Raw genomic sequence first — 14387 nt, 5'->3', positions numbered from 1 at the left:
ATCGACGACAGCGGGCCGTGACGACGCGTGTTCATCTCGTCGTCGTCGGGCGTTGGGCGCGAGGACGGCTACCGGGGTGCGCGGTCGCCGGGGCGCCCAGTTAGATGGCGTGAGCAGTGCCGCGTCCCGGGCGGAACGACCCGGGACGGCACCGATACGCAAGGAGCAGTCCATGGCAGTCCACCTTCGCCGTACCCGGTCTCTGTGGGTCACGGCCGCCGCCGTGCTCGCCGTGGCGGCGTTGTCCGCCTGCGGTAGCGCCGACGCCGCCGACCCGGTCGCCGCGCCCAGCGCCGGCGCGCCGACCGAGGCCGCGCCGACCGAGGCCGCGCCGACGGGCGCCGTGCGCCCGGCGATCAAGGGCAAGTTGCGCGGGTACGGCACGGTGCGGCAGCTCAGCGAGGCCGCGGACCTGGTGGTCCGGGGTGAGGTCGAGGCGACCGGGTTCCGGGTGGACGAGGTGCTGCGCGCGGCGAACGGAACGTCCGTCGGGGCCGGGACGCGGATCACGCTCGCCAGCCTGGATCGCGGCGTGGCGGACATGGCCCAGATGTCCACGCTCATCGCGGGTCAGGTCGTGGTGCTCTATCTCGCCAAGGACCCGGCGGCCCCGACGTTCCGCACGCTCAGCGGTGACTTCGGGGTGTTCGACGTGGCCGGGGCCGGTGACGACGCGGTCGTGGTGTCCCGCTCGCAGGCCATGGCCGTCAGCGGCCTGGTCGACGAGGACCCGGCCGCGTCCGGCCACGGCTTCCGCACCACCCTCGGCCAGGTTCGCGCCGTCGCTACCCAGGTGAAGTAGGACGACGGGACGGGAACGCGGACGGCACCCCCGGCGGTGCCGTCCGCGTGCTCACCGCTCCCGGTAGGTGGCCAGGTCGAAGTCGGCGTACACCCCGTCGCCGCCGAGATCCTGCACCCACAGGCCGACGAACGCTCCGGTGAAGCCCCACGCGGCCGGCTCACCGTCGATGATCAGTGCGGCGTGCTCGTCGGACAGGATCGTCGCGTCCAGGTCGACGGGGAGGCGCTGCCACCCGGCGCCCAGGTCGTAGTCGAAGCCCACCACCGGCCCGTCGAACACCGCCCGCAGACCGACCCGGGTGACGCCGCTGGCGTCGACGGTCAGCTCCGGGTGCGGGGTGCGCCGCCCGTTGTCGGAGCTGAGCAGCTCCAGCACCGTCCGCCCGTCGTCGGCGCGGGTCAGGTAGAGGTGGTGCCAGTTGAGGGTGTTGTAGTAGGCGGTGATCCCGGCGAGCTGACGGTGGTCGACCGGGTCGAACTCCACAACCGTCTCCAGCGAGCAGTGCGTCGCTTCGACGCGGCGCGCGACCAGGCTGGGGGCCTGTCGGCCGACGGGCGACTGCCCGCCGTGCACCCGCAGGTAGGACGGCCGCGACCGCAGGTCGATCCAGTCGTCGGTGGCCGGCCGGCGCAGCGTCGACCAGCACAGACCCAGCTCGGGGGCGTCGAAGTGGTCGGTGTCGGGCTCCGCCGGCCACGGGTGCGCGGGCAGGTCCGGCGCGACGACCTCCTCCGCGGGCACCCCGCCCGGGATCCGGGGCCAGTCATCCGCCGGCCACTCGACCCGCTGGATCGCCGTCTCCCGGCCCAGCACGCAGCTGCCCAGCGGTGAGTAGGGGCGACCCACCAGATGGGCCAGATACCACTCGCCGTCCTGGGTGCGCACCAGGCTGCCGTGACCGGCCTTCTGCAACCGCAGGTCGGGCCGACCCACCGAGCTGAGCAGCGGGCCGGACGGGTCCACCTCGTACGGCCCGAACAGCTCCCGGGACCGCGCCACGGTGACCTGGTGCTCCCAGCTGGTGCCGCCCTCGGCGGTGATCAGCCAGTACCACCCGTCGTGGCGGTACAGGTGCGGGCCCTCGGTGACCCCGACCGGGGTGCCGGTGAACAGGATGCGGGGCCGGCCGACCAGGCGGCGCGCGGCCCGGTCGTACTGCTGGATCTCGATGCCGCCGAAACGGTCCCGACCGGGTCGCCAGTCCGCGCTCATGCTCAGCAGCCAGGTGGTGCCGTCGTCGTCGTGGAACAGGGCGGCGTCGAAACCGCGCCCGTGCAGTTTCACCGGGTCCGACCACGGCCCGGCGATGTCCTCGGCGGTGACCAGGAAGTTCTGGGGATCCCAGTAGCCGCTGGCGAAGCTCGCCACGTCGCTGTAGACGAGGTGGAACTGACCGTCGTGGTACGTCAGGTCGGGCGCCCACACGCCGTTGGAGTCACCGCAGCCGCGCAGGTCGAGCAGGCGGCGGTCGGTGATGATCCCGCCCAGGGTGCGCCAGTTCACGAGATCACGCGAATGGTGCACACGCACGCCCGGATACCACTCGAAGGTCGAGGTGGCCAGGTAGTAGTCATCGTCGACGCGCAGGATCGACGGATCCGGATGGAATCCGGCGAGGACAGGGTTGCGGATCGACCGGGCAGCGGTCACCACGTTAGCGATGTCGGTCGACACGAGGGCTCCTCTGGACGACTGTCTGGAACTTCCGGAAACTTGCGGTCCCGGATCACTGGAAGTCCTGCCTACGCTAGCCGGTCTTTTCGCAATAGGACAGAGGTCTTGACCGCTGGGGCCACAGCTCGTAGCGTGCCGGCCATCGACCGGTAATACCGGCGAAGCAATGAAAGTTCCGGAGATCCATAAGTCCCACCCGCCGGCTCGGCCGGCGTCCGAGCACCCCGTGAGTCCCCGAAGGGATGGATCATGACTACGCACCTTTCCCGCCGAACGCTGCTCGGCCTCGCCGGTGCCGGCGCCGGCGCCTACCTGCTGAGCGCCTGCAGCGGCGACGAGAAGTCCAGCGACCCCAACGCGCCGCAGACCATCAACTGGTGGCACATCCAGAACACCGAGCCGATGCTTCCGGTCTGGGCGGCGCTGGCCACCGAGTACAAGACCGCGCACTCGAACGTCACAGTCGACATCCAGCCCCTGGAGAACGAGGCGTTCAAGGCCAAGCTCACCACCGCCACCCAGGCGGGTGACCCGCCGGACCTCTTCCAGTCGTGGGGTGGTGGCGTGCTCAAGCAGCAGGTCGACGCGGGCCTGGTCAAGGACATCACCGACGACGTGAAGCCGTGGATCGGGAGCCTGCTGCCCGCCGCCATGGAGCCGTACACCATCGACGGCAAGATCTACGGCGTCCCGTTCGACATCGGCATGGTCGGTTTCTGGTACAACAAGGATCTCTTCACCCGCGCCGGCATCACCGCGGCACCCACCACCTGGGCCGGCGTGCTCGAGGCGGTCGGCAAGCTCAAGGCCGCCGGCATCACCCCGATCGCCCTCGCCGGCAAGGACAAGTGGCCGGCCCACTTCTACTGGTCCTACCTGGCCATGCGCATCGGTGGCGTGGGCGCGTTGCAGAAGGCCGTCGACGACAAGAACTTCGACTCCCCTGACCTCGTCGCCGCCGGCGAACGGTTCAAGGAGCTCATCGACCTGCAGCCCTTCCAGAAGGGGTTCCTCGGCGCGGCGTACGGCACGCCCGACGGGCAGGCCGGCACGATGGGCAACGGCGGGGCGGCCATGGAGCTGATGGGGCAGTGGGCGCCAGCGGTGCAGGCCTCCAGCTCCACGAGCAAGAAGGGCCTCGGCGACAAGCTCGGCTTCTTCCCCTTCCCCACCGTCGAGGGCGGAAAGGGCGCCACGACCGAGGTGTTCGGCGGCGGCAACGGCTTCGCCATCGGCAAGGACGCCCCCGCGGCCACCGTCGACTTCCTGAAGTTCCTGCTCAGCGCCGACAACCAGCGCAAGTCCGCGCAGACCGGCGCCGTGCTGCCGACCGTGAAGGACGCCGCGTCGGCCATCCCGGACGCCAACGGCAAGCTCGTCGCGCAGACCCTGGCCGGCTACACCGGCTTCCAGCTCTACCTCGACCAGGCGTACGCGCCGGCGCTCGGTTCGCAGATCAACGACAGCGTCGCCGAGCTCGTCGCCGGCAGCAAGCCGCCCGCGCAGATCGTCAAGGACATCACGCAGGTGGCGAAGACCGTCTGACCGTGACCACCCACCCATCCGTAGCCGGCAAAACCCCCGTGGAGTAGGCATGACCAGGCCATCGACCGTGTCGGACACCAGGCACGGCGACACGGCGACGGACCCACCGGCACCGGGGCCGGGCACCGCGCGACAGCGCGGCCGCCAGCCCCGGCCGGGCCGCGGCGGCGTCCTCGCCATCTTCCTCACACCAGCCCTGGTGCTGTTCCTGCTGCTGGTCATCGCCCCGATCCTGGTGGCCGGCTACGGCAGCCTCTACAAGTGGAACGGCTTCGGGCTGCCGGAGAACTTCATCGGGCTGGACAACTACACCCGCGCCCTCCAGGACCCGACCTTCCGTGGCGACCTGTGGCGTGGCTTCGTGCTGGTGCTGCTGTCCCTGCTCGTCCAACTGCCCGCGGCGCTGGCCCTGGCCATGCTGCTCAACCAGCCGCTGCGCGGCCGGGCCGTCTACCGGCTGATCTTCTTCGCCCCGTACGTGCTCGCCGAGGTCACCACGGCCGTCCTGTTCGACCTGGTGTTCTCGCCCAACCGGGGCCTGGGTGACGCGATCGCGACGTGGCTGGGCGCCGACGCCGGCGCGGTCTTCGCCGACCCGGACACGGTGCTGTACGCCGTCTTCCTCGTGGTGTCCTGGAAGTACTTCGGCCTCTACATGATGCTCTTCCTGGCCGCCCGTCAGGGCATCCCCAAGGAGTTGTCCGAGGCCGCGGTCACCGACGGCGCCAGCGCCTGGCAGGCGTTCCGGCACGTCACCCTGCCCCTGCTCGGACCGACGATCCGGATCAGCATCTTCCTGTCGGTCATCGGCACCATCCAACTTTTCGACATGGTCTGGGTGCTCACCCGGGGCGGGCCGATCCACTCCTCGGAGACCATGGCCGTGACGATGTACGAGTACGGCTTCCGCCGCTTCGAGGTCGGCTACGCCAGCGCGATCAGCATCATCATGTTCCTGCTGAGCCTCGTCTTCGCCCTCTTCTACCAGCGCATCGTCCTGCGGCGCGACACCGCGGGCGCGATCACCAACCAGGGAGGCCAGCGATGACCGGCACGGTGAATCGCGCCCAGCGGACCCGCAGCCTCGTCCTGCACGTCGTCTGCGTGGTCGTCGGAGCGCTCATCGTCGTACCGGTCTGGTTCGGCGTGCTCGGCGGCTTCAAGGACAACGGTCAGCTCTCCACGAACCCGTTGGGGTGGCCCGACCCCTGGGTGCCGTCGAACTACACCGACATCCTGACGGCCGGAGTGTTCTGGCGGCAGCTGGGCAACAGCCTTCTCATCGCCGTGAGCAGCACCTTCATCGTCGTCGCCGCCGCGGCGATGGCCGCGTTCGTCTTCGCGCGGTACGCCTTCCGGGGCCGCGAGTTCCTGGTGACCCTGTTCGCGATCGGTCTGATGTTCCCGTTCGCGGTGGCCATCCTGCCGCTGTTCGTCCTGCTGCGCGGCATGGGCCTGCTGGACAATCCGCTCGGCGTCATCCTGCCCCAGGCCGCTTTCGGGCTGCCGATCACCATCATCATCCTGCGCCAGTTCTTCCGGACCATCCCGGCCGAGGTGGAGGAGGCCGCCGTCCTGGACGGCTGCAGTTCCTTCGGGTTCTTCTGGCGGGTCCTGCTGCCCATGGCCCGTCCCGCCCTGGCCACCGTGTCGGTGCTGGCCGTCGTGACCAGTTGGAACAACTTCATGCTCCCGCTCGTCGTCTTCACCGACCAGAGTTGGTGGACGCTTCCCGTCGGTGTTCAGGCGTTCCAGGGCCAGTATTCGGTCGAGACCGCCCGGGTGCTCGCGTACGTCGTGCTGTCCATGCTGCCGGCCCTGGGCTTCTACGCCGTGGCCGAACGGCAGCTCATCGGGGGCCTCACCGGCAGCGTCAAGGGATGACACCGCACCACCGCGAGCAGACCTGAAGCCTCCCGGCAGACGAAGGAGCGACCGTGGGCGCGGAGAACGGCCGGAACGTCACCATCGCGATGATCGCGCGGCTGGCCGGTGTCTCGGTGCCCACGGTCTCCCGGGTCATCAACGGGCGATCCGACGTCGCTCCGGACACCCGGGAACGCGTCGAGGCGCTGCTCAACCGGCACGGCTACCGCCGCCGCTCGCCGGCCCGGCGTACCGACGCCGCTCTCATCGACCTGGTCTTCAACGACCTGGACAGCCCGTGGGCCGTGGAGATCATTCGCGGCGTGGAGGACGTCGGCCAGACCAGCGGCGTCGGCACCGTCGTGTCGGCCATCCACTGGCGCATCTCCTCGGCGAAGCAGTGGCTCGACAACATGCGTACGCGCTCCACCGAGGGCATCATCTTCGTGACCTCGATGGTGAACCCGCCGTTGCAGGCCGAGCTGCGTCGCCTGCACCTGCCCGTGGTCATCATCGACCCGGCCGGCGTCGACCCGCAGGAGTCACCCACCATCGGCGCCACCAACTGGGCCGGCAGCCTGAGTGCCAACCAGTACCTGATCAGCCTGGGCCACCGCCGCATCGGCTTCATCGCCGGGCCGCCGCACCTGATGTGCAGCCGGGCCCGGATGGACGGCTACCGGGCTGCCCTCGGCGCCGCCGACATCCCCCTCGACGACAGCCTGATCCGTCCCGGCAACTTCTACCACGAGGCCGGATTCAGCGCCGGTACCCAACTGCTGGCCCTGCCCGACCCGCCCACCGCCATCTTCGCCTCCAGCGACCAGATGGCGCTGGGCGTCTACGAGGCGGTCCGCAAACGCGGGCTGCGGGTGCCCGACGACATCAGCGTGGTCGGCTTCGACGACCTGCCGGAGGTCAGGTGGTGCTCACCGCCGCTGACCACCGTCCGTCAGCCCCTGGCCGAGATGGGCATGCTGGCCGCCCGGACCGTGTTGCGCCTCGCCGGCGGGGAGAAGACCGAAAGCCCCCGGGTCGAACTGGCCACCGAGCTGATCGTGCGCGACAGTGCCGCACCACCGCGACGGCCGGCGTCGAAGGGGCAGCCCGGGTCGTGAGGCCGGCAAGGCTTCCCTCAGGTGGCCGTCACCTGCTGCGTCTCGACGACCGACCCCTCCAATCGCACTGACCGTCATCTATGGACATACGCGTCCTGTGAGCGCTAACGTGACGGACAGTCGCCGATTCTCCACTGGCTCCGGGGCGATCGTGAGCGCTGTGACTCCTGGTCCGGAGACGCCGACGGCGGCGTGGGCGGGTGGATTGCGGCCGGCGCGGGTCGGCCTCGGCGTGCGCGGCGAAGCGTCCTCCCTGCCCGCACCGGGGATCGTCGGTCCGGCCAGGTGGTCGGGTCGCGTCTGGTAGTCCCGCTGTTCAGAGTCCGGGCCCGAGCAGCGGGACTCCACCCGCGCTGAGCACCACACCCCCGCGCGTGCACCAGTGCGGAGTTCCTCGGACAACCAATGGCCCGGCTCGGGATCCCTCCCGCGCCGGGCCACCGACCGATCAAGCGACAACCGGGGTACGCCCCCCGTCGGTCACCGCGTCAACTTCTGCTCCACCGCTGGGAGTTCGTGCCGTTGCAGGTCGAGAGGACCAGCTGGGCGCCGTTGGCGGTGCCGCCGGCGTTCGGCGCGAGGCACAGGCCGGACTGGACGCCGGTGACCGTACCGTCGGAGTTGATGTTCCACTGCTGGTTGGTGCCGCCGTTGCAGTCCCAGATGATCGCCCGGGTGCCCGACGTGGTCCCCGCGCCCTCGGCATCCAGGCACTTCGTGCCGTACACCTGGAGTTGTCGCGCGGCGGTCGGCGTCCACTGCTGGTTGGTGCCGCCGTTGCAGTCCCACAACGCCACCTGGGTGCCGTTCGTCTGCGACCTCGCCGGGACGTCCAGGCAGCGACCGGCGTTGACGTTACGCAACGGTCCGGCCGTGCCGCCCGGTGGCGGTGTGGTCGGGTTCGGCGGCGGGGTGGTGGGGTTCGGCGGCGGGGTGGTGGGGCTCGTGCCGTCCAGACCGAGGAACCGGACGGCCTGCGCGGCGTCGAACGGGATGGAGTGGCCGTACCCCTGGAAGCTGATGGCTTCGACCGGCGCCGTGCCGCCGGTGCCCCCGTACCGGGTGCGGGTGGCGCTGGCCTGCGGGGAGTCGGTGTAGGCGGGGGTCTGCGAGACGCCCTGGACGTTCGTCCACTGCTTGATCTGCTCGCCGAAGTTGACGTAGCTCAGCGTGGTGTCCGTCGTGCCGTGCCAGATCTGCATCCGGGGACGTTTGCCGGTGTAGCCGGGATAGGCGTTGCGCACCAGATCGCCCCACTGTTGCGGGGTCCGGACGATGCGCCCGCCGGAGCACTCGCTGTTCCACTCGGCGCCGTTCGTGGTGGCGAAGCAGCCGAACGGAACCCCGGAGGAGCTGAACCCGGCGTTGAACAGGTCCGGGTAGAGGCCGGCCATGACGTTCGTCATCATGGCGCCGGAGGAGAACCCGCCCACGGCGATCCGGTTGGCGTCGACCGGGTAGCGGCCCCGGACGTAGTCGACCATGGACTTGAGGCCGATCGGGTCGCTGCCGCCGTCGCGCCGCAGCGCCTGGGGGGAGGAGACGTCCCAACACTTGCTGCTGCGGGTCACCGACGGGTAGATCACGATGAAGCCGTAGCGGTCGGCGAGGGTGCTGAGCCCGAAACTGGAGTGCACCGCCGGGCCGCTGCCGGTGCAGTAGTGCAGGGCGAGCAGGAGAGCCGGCTGGGCCGCGACCCGGTCCGGCACGTACAGGTGCATCTGGAGGTTCGTCGGGTTGGTGCCGAAGTTCGTCACCTGGGTGAGCGTCGCGGCCGACGCCGGGGTGGCGGCCGTGACCACGGCCGTCATCGTCGCCAGGGCCGTCGCGAGCGCGGCGGCCAGCAGTGCGATCCTTGATCTCATCGGCGCTTCCTCTGGTACGGGGTCGGGGACTCGGCGGCAGCCCGGGTGCGGACGCGCGTCGTCCGCCGCACGTGGTCGGCGGCCGCTGTCGAATCCTGATGCGACGCCCGCTTGCCCGGCCGGACGCCGTGACGCCGAGGCCGATCAGCGAGGGCTCTCCCGCGAGCCGCGAACGCCGTTCGCCTCGACATCGACTGTGAGCGATAACATGCCGTTCGTCAAGTTGTAACGTATGACGTCAGTCGATCGGTCGGAGGCCTGTTTTTCGGTGGGGCGGGAGTGCCACAATGGCGGTGGCGCTCTGGCGGCTACCGCTCGGGCCCGGGGGAGGGCCTTCCGCAGAAAGCGGACGGTGGGCACGAACCCGGAGGCCGTTCATGGATCTTGTGACGCACTCTGACGCCATCTCCGGCCTGGTCGATCTGCTGGGCGCCGCACTCCAGTTGACCGCCGCGGTCGTCACCCTGCTGGCCGCCGGCACGGTGCGTCGACGCCGTGGTGGCCGGGGCGACGACGAGGACGCATCGTGAGATCTCCGATCCGACCGCGACATCGGTGCGTCGACGACAGGCCGTGCGCCGGGCCATGTCCGTTCAACGACGCTTGCCGGTCGTCAGTCGTCGGCCCCGCCCGACGGCCGCACAACTGTCAGGTCGGGCTCGCCGGCGATCGGTTCGAGGGCGTGCACGATCCGTAGACTGCCGTCGGCCGCGGCGTCCTCGTCCGTGAGCACCAGACCACTGCTGCCATCGGTGCTGACCAGCCGCCACCTGTCGGGGTAGAGGCTTCCGTCGTCGACCACCGCCCGGACCCCGAATGCGCGGGCCAGGGCGACCGCCAGCTCCACCTCGTCCTGACCTGTCGCATCGGCGAGCTCGGTGTCGCCGACCAGGACCCAGCCGAACTCCTCGTCATGGTCGGGCGGCGTGAACATGGCGACCGGCCGAGGATCGTCGACCGGACGGTCCGCGACCCGTCCGACGTAGACCCCCGCGGGCGCGATGCCATAGCTGTCCTGGAGAAACCGCCGCAGCCGGGCAGCGGGAATCTCCTTCTCGAACTGGATCTGATAGACCACCACTCACTCCTGGTACTTGCTGTGATGGCGGAAGACCTCCAGCGCGCGGGCCCGGTGCGCCGGCGTGTTGTAGGGGTCCCTGGACAGCTCGGCGTCGGCCGCATCGAGGTCGCCGTCAAACCTGATGTAGGCCTTGAGCGACTCGTACTCCTGATGGTCCAACGCCTCCAGGCCGGGCCCGGACTCGGGGACCATTCTCCCGTCCTTGGGGATGTAGGTACGTCCGTTCACCACGTAGCGCTGGCGGCCGGCATCCCAGGTTGCCCGACCGCTGTTGATGTCGTCGATGTCCTTGGTGACGTCCGCGGTGGGGAGGACGACGGTGTTGGCCGCCTTCGTGCGGCTGCCCGGCTGGACTCTCTCCAGATTGTGGCGCGGGTGTGGAGGTAACTGCGGTTTCTTGCCGGCGGGTCCGGCGATGCGTCCGCTGGTCGTGCTCGAGGACGCTCCGGTGTCCGGCGCTGACCTTCGTGCGGCGTTCAGTCGCGTCGAGGTCAGTGTGGCGGCCCGAATCGCCGTGGCGCACCGACCCGCGGCCTCCTGGTAGAGGCCCTTCGCCTGAAGAGCAGAGGCCCGCGCCTCCTGGCGTTCCGCCTCGCACAGCCGCGCCGATCGGCCGACGGAGCTGGCCATCGAGTAGACCGGTTCACGTTCTCCGGACGCGTCGGACTCGGTGAGGCCTCGCCAGATCCCCGACCCGCGGGGACTCCGACGGGTCAACGCGCAGAACTGATCGAGCAGGCTGCGGTACTGACTGTCGGCCGCCATCCCCCTCTGCAGCGCGCTGCGGGACTGCCGCTGGACCCGCTCCAACTCGTCCGCGAACGAGGAAAGGGCTCGGGTGCAGGCCAGGTGGGCGTCCGCCAGGGCCTTCGCCTCAGCGGGAAGCAGCGCGAGCTCCTGCTCGACGGTCGCGGCGAAGTCGCCCCGTAGGGCCAGCGCGCCGCTGAGCGCCGCGATGGCGCGTAGTCGCGTGCCGTGCTCGTCGGCCTCCCCGACCGCGCGACGGGAGTCGGCCGCCATCGCACGGATCGAGGCCGGCTCACCGGGGGTCGGATCGCCGTCGTAGATGTCGAGGACCTGCCACTGTTCCACGTCGGTCGGGCGATCAGCCGTTGATGCCCCCGGCCAGCCTGGCGTCCAGGTCCTGGTGCTCGCGGACGACGCCGACCAGGAACGTGGACATGCCCTCCAGCCCGCCGATCATGTTCTGCGCACCGGTGGTCCACTGCTGGTAGGAGTCCTGGAAACGACCCGAGGCCAGTTGGGTGCGGAACTCGCTGTTGACCAGTTGGTCGATCATCGACTTCAGGGCGGTCAACTTCTGGGTCATCTCCTCCTGCCCCGTGGTCAAGGTGCGGGCGGCCGACTGGAGGCCCTCGTAGCCGACGCTGACGTCACTCATCGCTCGTCCCCTTTTGCTTGTTGATTTGTCGATAGTTCGTTGGCCAGTGCGCTGTCCAGCTGGGCGTGGCCCGTGACCACGTCGTTGAGCCCGTCCGCGGCGGCTGCCACCGCGGCCGCCAGGCGTGTCTGGTGGTGGACCGCGGCCTTGGTGAACTCATAGAGGGCCTGGTCGACGTCGTGGGAGCCGGTCTTGGGCAGTTGGCCGGTCTGCCGCCGGGCCGACTCCAGCTCGGAGCGCACATCCGTCAGCTGCCGCACGGCCTGAAGGACCGCGTCCCTGTCGAAGCCGAACCCGGTCGCCATCGCCCCGTCCCCCCTGAAAGCCGCGCCGTTCTCGGTCGAACCCAACCCCGTAGCCCGCGTGCACCAGGCACGAGACGTAAATCGACTCCTATGTGGACGGACACCGCCGCGCGATCGCCCGGAGTATGGTTCGCACCGACTGTAATGCCCGATGGCAAGGAGCGCGAAGGTGCCGAATCCCCAGTCGCCGCACCAGCTCATCGCGGGGCGTTACCGGTTGGAGAGCGTCCTCGGCCGGGGCGGCATGGGGGTGGTCTGGCGGGCGACCGACGAGCTGATGGGACGCACCGTCGCGGTCAAGGAGGTCCGCGTTCCCCTCGGGCTTCCGACCGAGGAGCGTCTGCGGTTCGCGGAGCGGGCGCTGCGCGAGGCCCGCAGCGCGGGGCGCATCAACCATCCGGCGGTCGTGGCGATCCACGACGTGGTCCCGGCCAGCGGCGACGACGAGGCCGTCTACATCGTGACGGAGTTGGTGGAGGCTCCGACGCTCGCCGATCTCCTCGACCGGGAGGGGGCGCTGTCACCGGAGCGGGTGGCGACGATCGCCGTACGCGTGCTGGGCGCACTGGCCGCCGCGCACTCGGTAGGTGTGGTGCACCGCGACGTCAAACCCGGCAACATCATGGTGCTCCCCGGTGACGAGGTGAAACTTCTCGACTTCGGCATCGCGCACGTGGCGGGGGACACCCGCCTGACCCGCCAGGGGATGATGGGGTCGACCGGTTACCTCGCGCCGGAGCTGTTCCACGGCACCGACCCCACGCCGGCGGCCGACCTGTGGTCGGTGGGTGTGACCCTCGCCCAGGCCGTGACCGGTGAGCTTCCGTTCGAGGGAGCGTCCACCGCGGCCACCCTGCACGCCGTCCTCTACGACGACCTGCCGCCCATCCGGTGCGGCGAGCCGCTGGCCACGGTGATCGCCGGCCTGCTCACCCGGGACGTGGCCCAACGGCTCACCGTCGAGCAGGCCCGTGGCCTTCTCGACGCCCCGGTCAACGCGGGCGTGCCCGGCCGGCGCGACAGCCCCGCCGCCGCGGTCGGGGAGCACGACCACACCGGCCCCGCTCGCCCCGCCCCCGAGGGCGAATCCTGGGAACGGCATGCCACCACCGTGCAGCCGGCGGGGCCCACGCCTCCTCGGCAACGCCCGGTCGCGCCAGACACGCCATCGACCGAGCAGCCGGCGGTCAACGTCCTCGCCGAGGTGCCGCGGACAACCGTCATCGTCAACATCGCCGCCCGGTTCGTCGTCGTGGGCCTCGTCCTGTGGGTGGCCGGCCTGCTCGCCAGCCTGCTGCTGATGACCGGCCGACCCGACTGGACGCTGTTCCCCGCGATCCTCCTGCCGCTGCTGGCCGGGGCCGGGCTGATGGTGAGCATCGTCAGCCCGCCGCACGGCTGGGTCCAGCTGACCAACCGTTCGATGCGGATGCACTTCCGGCGGCGGGAGCCGACGCATCTGCTCTGGGAGCACGTCGCCGCCGTCACGGTCGGGCCCGGTGCCGGCAGATCGGCCACGCGCTCCCGGCTCGGCATCGAGCTGACCTCGGACGCTCCGGCGGGCACGATCAACCGCTGGAAAGCACGCGGAGTACTGCGCGACCACAACGACAGCGGCCCGGTCTGGATCGTCGGCGACCTCGATGCCGAGCCTTCGGTAGTGGTGGACGACCTGAAAGCCAGCGCTCCCGGCCAGGTCCGCATCGCCGGTCCGACCGACGAGACGCCGGGCGGGTCCACCCGAGCCTTCCTGCCGCTCGGCCGTCGGTGGCCGATCCCGGTGCTGTCCTCCCTGCTGCTGGTCGTGCTCGTCGTGGCCGGCCACGTCTTCGTACGGCAGAGTCGGTCGGCGATGGTGGAGCTCGACGGCGATCGGGTCAGCACGCTGGCGTTCAGCCCGGACGGCGCCACACTCGTCAGCGCCGAGGACGAGACGTCGAGCATCACCTTCTGGAATGTCGCCGACCGTACGGCGATGGCCACCGTTCCCGCGCACACCAGGGGCATCGAGGTGCTCAGGTTCAGCCCGGACGGAAAGACTCTCGCCAGCGGCGGGCACGACGGCGTGGTCAAGCTCTGGGACGTTGCCAGCCGGCAGCACAGGGCCGACCTCACGTTCGGCGACTACGGCAGCGTCGACCACGTGGTGTTCTCGCCACAGGGTGACAGCATCGCCGTCCTCGGCGGGCTGCGGGTGATGATGTGGCGGCTGTCGTCCACGGACGCGCGCGTCGATCTCCCCATCGCTCCGGAGCCCGAGCCGATCGACTTCGACGAGCTCCGCTTCGACCAGGACGGAAGACTGCTCGTCGCCTTCAACTACCGGGGCGGTCTGCACGCCTGGGAGACCGCGAGTGGTCGCCAGACCTCCCAGGTGGACGCGCCCCTCACGCCGTGGGCGCAGACCACGTCCGACTCGAAGGTGGTGCTCCGCACGCCCGGCTCCAACCGGGTCGTGACCACCCTGGTCGGTGACTCGAGTGGCACTTTCGGTTCCACCGCCTTCGGCCCGGGAGACCTGTTCGTGGCTGCGTCGGCGGGCGACATCCGGATCTGGCACACCACGACCGGCCGCACCGCGCACCTGTACAAGCCACGAGTCGTCCCCAGCCAGAGGGTGCCGGAGTCGGTGGTGGCAATCAGCTCCGCCGGCACCGTCGCCCTCGGCGGCTACTCCGGGCTGTGGCTGTGGGCGTACGACTCGGACCGCTGAGCCTGACGTCAAC

The 14387-nt window shown here is 70.2% G+C and carries 13 protein-coding genes; 7 read left to right on the top strand and 6 right to left on the bottom strand.

What is annotated here, in order from left to right:
* Positions 1 to 172: 172 nt before the first annotated feature.
* Positions 173 to 802, top strand: coding sequence for a hypothetical protein (locus ACPXBU_RS14640; RefSeq protein WP_425758413.1), 630 nt, complete (start codon positions 173 to 175; stop codon positions 800 to 802).
* 51 nt (positions 803 to 853) lie between these two features.
* Here ACPXBU_RS14640 and ACPXBU_RS14635 read toward each other — a convergent pair whose 3' ends face one another.
* Positions 854 to 2479, bottom strand: a complete 1626-nt coding sequence (locus ACPXBU_RS14635) for a glycoside hydrolase family 43 protein (RefSeq protein ID WP_425758412.1) — start codon at positions 2477 to 2479, stop codon at positions 854 to 856.
* A 249-nt stretch (positions 2480 to 2728) separates the two neighbouring features.
* Here ACPXBU_RS14635 and ACPXBU_RS14630 point away from each other — a divergent pair, with 249 nt between their 5' ends.
* From ACPXBU_RS14630 to ACPXBU_RS14615, 4 genes are read left to right on the top strand one after another with little or no spacing between them, the layout of a single operon-like run.
* A complete protein-coding gene (locus ACPXBU_RS14630) occupies positions 2729 to 4024 on the top strand; it encodes an extracellular solute-binding protein (protein WP_425758411.1) in 1296 nt (431 codons plus the stop codon).
* Between the two features lie 49 nt (positions 4025 to 4073).
* Positions 4074 to 5072 (top strand): carbohydrate ABC transporter permease, encoded by a 999-nt coding sequence (locus ACPXBU_RS14625; protein ID WP_425758410.1) that lies wholly within the window; start codon positions 4074 to 4076, stop codon positions 5070 to 5072.
* Complete coding sequence (locus ACPXBU_RS14620) at positions 5069 to 5908, top strand: carbohydrate ABC transporter permease (RefSeq protein ID WP_425758409.1); 840 nt, start codon at positions 5069 to 5071, stop codon at positions 5906 to 5908. The genes ACPXBU_RS14625 and ACPXBU_RS14620 overlap by 4 nt, the downstream gene beginning before the upstream one ends.
* Positions 5909 to 5961: 53 nt before the next feature.
* Positions 5962 to 7008: a LacI family DNA-binding transcriptional regulator gene (locus ACPXBU_RS14615; RefSeq protein ID WP_425758408.1), complete on the top strand. Its 1047-nt coding sequence runs from the start codon at positions 5962 to 5964 to the stop codon at positions 7006 to 7008.
* A 488-nt stretch (positions 7009 to 7496) separates the two neighbouring features.
* Here ACPXBU_RS14615 and ACPXBU_RS14610 read toward each other — a convergent pair whose 3' ends face one another.
* Positions 7497 to 8873, bottom strand: a complete 1377-nt coding sequence (locus ACPXBU_RS14610) for an extracellular catalytic domain type 1 short-chain-length polyhydroxyalkanoate depolymerase (protein WP_425758407.1) — start codon at positions 8871 to 8873, stop codon at positions 7497 to 7499.
* Positions 8874 to 9250: 377 nt separating this feature from the next.
* On the opposite strand from ACPXBU_RS14610, the gene ACPXBU_RS14605 reads away from it, so the two are divergent.
* The gene (locus ACPXBU_RS14605; protein ID WP_393360977.1) at positions 9251 to 9403 is read left to right on the top strand and encodes a hypothetical protein; all 153 of its coding nucleotides are present in this window, start codon (positions 9251 to 9253) and stop codon (positions 9401 to 9403) included.
* An 83-nt stretch (positions 9404 to 9486) separates the two neighbouring features.
* Here ACPXBU_RS14605 and ACPXBU_RS14600 read toward each other — a convergent pair whose 3' ends face one another.
* Genes ACPXBU_RS14600 through ACPXBU_RS14585 form a run of 4 tightly spaced genes read right to left on the bottom strand, consistent with a single transcriptional unit; the run spans position 9487 to position 11661 of the window.
* Positions 9487 to 9951, bottom strand: a complete 465-nt coding sequence (locus ACPXBU_RS14600; RefSeq protein ID WP_425758406.1) for a hypothetical protein — start codon at positions 9949 to 9951, stop codon at positions 9487 to 9489.
* Between the two features lie 3 nt (positions 9952 to 9954).
* Entirely contained in the window at positions 9955 to 11046 is a 1092-nt protein-coding gene (locus tag ACPXBU_RS14595; protein WP_425758405.1) for a hypothetical protein, read from the bottom strand.
* 13 nt (positions 11047 to 11059) lie between these two features.
* Positions 11060 to 11356: a WXG100 family type VII secretion target gene (locus ACPXBU_RS14590; protein WP_393360969.1), complete on the bottom strand. Its 297-nt coding sequence runs from the start codon at positions 11354 to 11356 to the stop codon at positions 11060 to 11062.
* The gene (locus ACPXBU_RS14585) at positions 11353 to 11661 is read right to left on the bottom strand and encodes a hypothetical protein (protein WP_425758404.1); all 309 of its coding nucleotides are present in this window, start codon (positions 11659 to 11661) and stop codon (positions 11353 to 11355) included. Before ACPXBU_RS14585 ends, ACPXBU_RS14590 begins: the two co-directional genes overlap by 4 nt.
* A 169-nt stretch (positions 11662 to 11830) precedes the next feature.
* Here ACPXBU_RS14585 and ACPXBU_RS14580 point away from each other — a divergent pair, with 169 nt between their 5' ends.
* Positions 11831 to 14374 carry a protein kinase domain-containing protein gene (locus ACPXBU_RS14580; protein ID WP_425758403.1) on the top strand — a complete coding sequence of 848 codons (2544 nt, stop codon included), beginning with the start codon at positions 11831 to 11833 and terminating at the stop codon, positions 14372 to 14374.
* Positions 14375 to 14387: the final 13 nt, after the last annotated feature.

Origin of the sequence: Micromonospora sp. DT231, from assembly GCF_049847025.1 — a bacterium.
In the GTDB taxonomy this organism is placed as follows: Bacteria; Actinomycetota; Actinomycetes; order Mycobacteriales; family Micromonosporaceae; genus Micromonospora.
The sequence above is the reverse complement of the archived record's forward strand: the minus strand, read 5'-3'. Positions and strand labels throughout refer to the sequence as shown.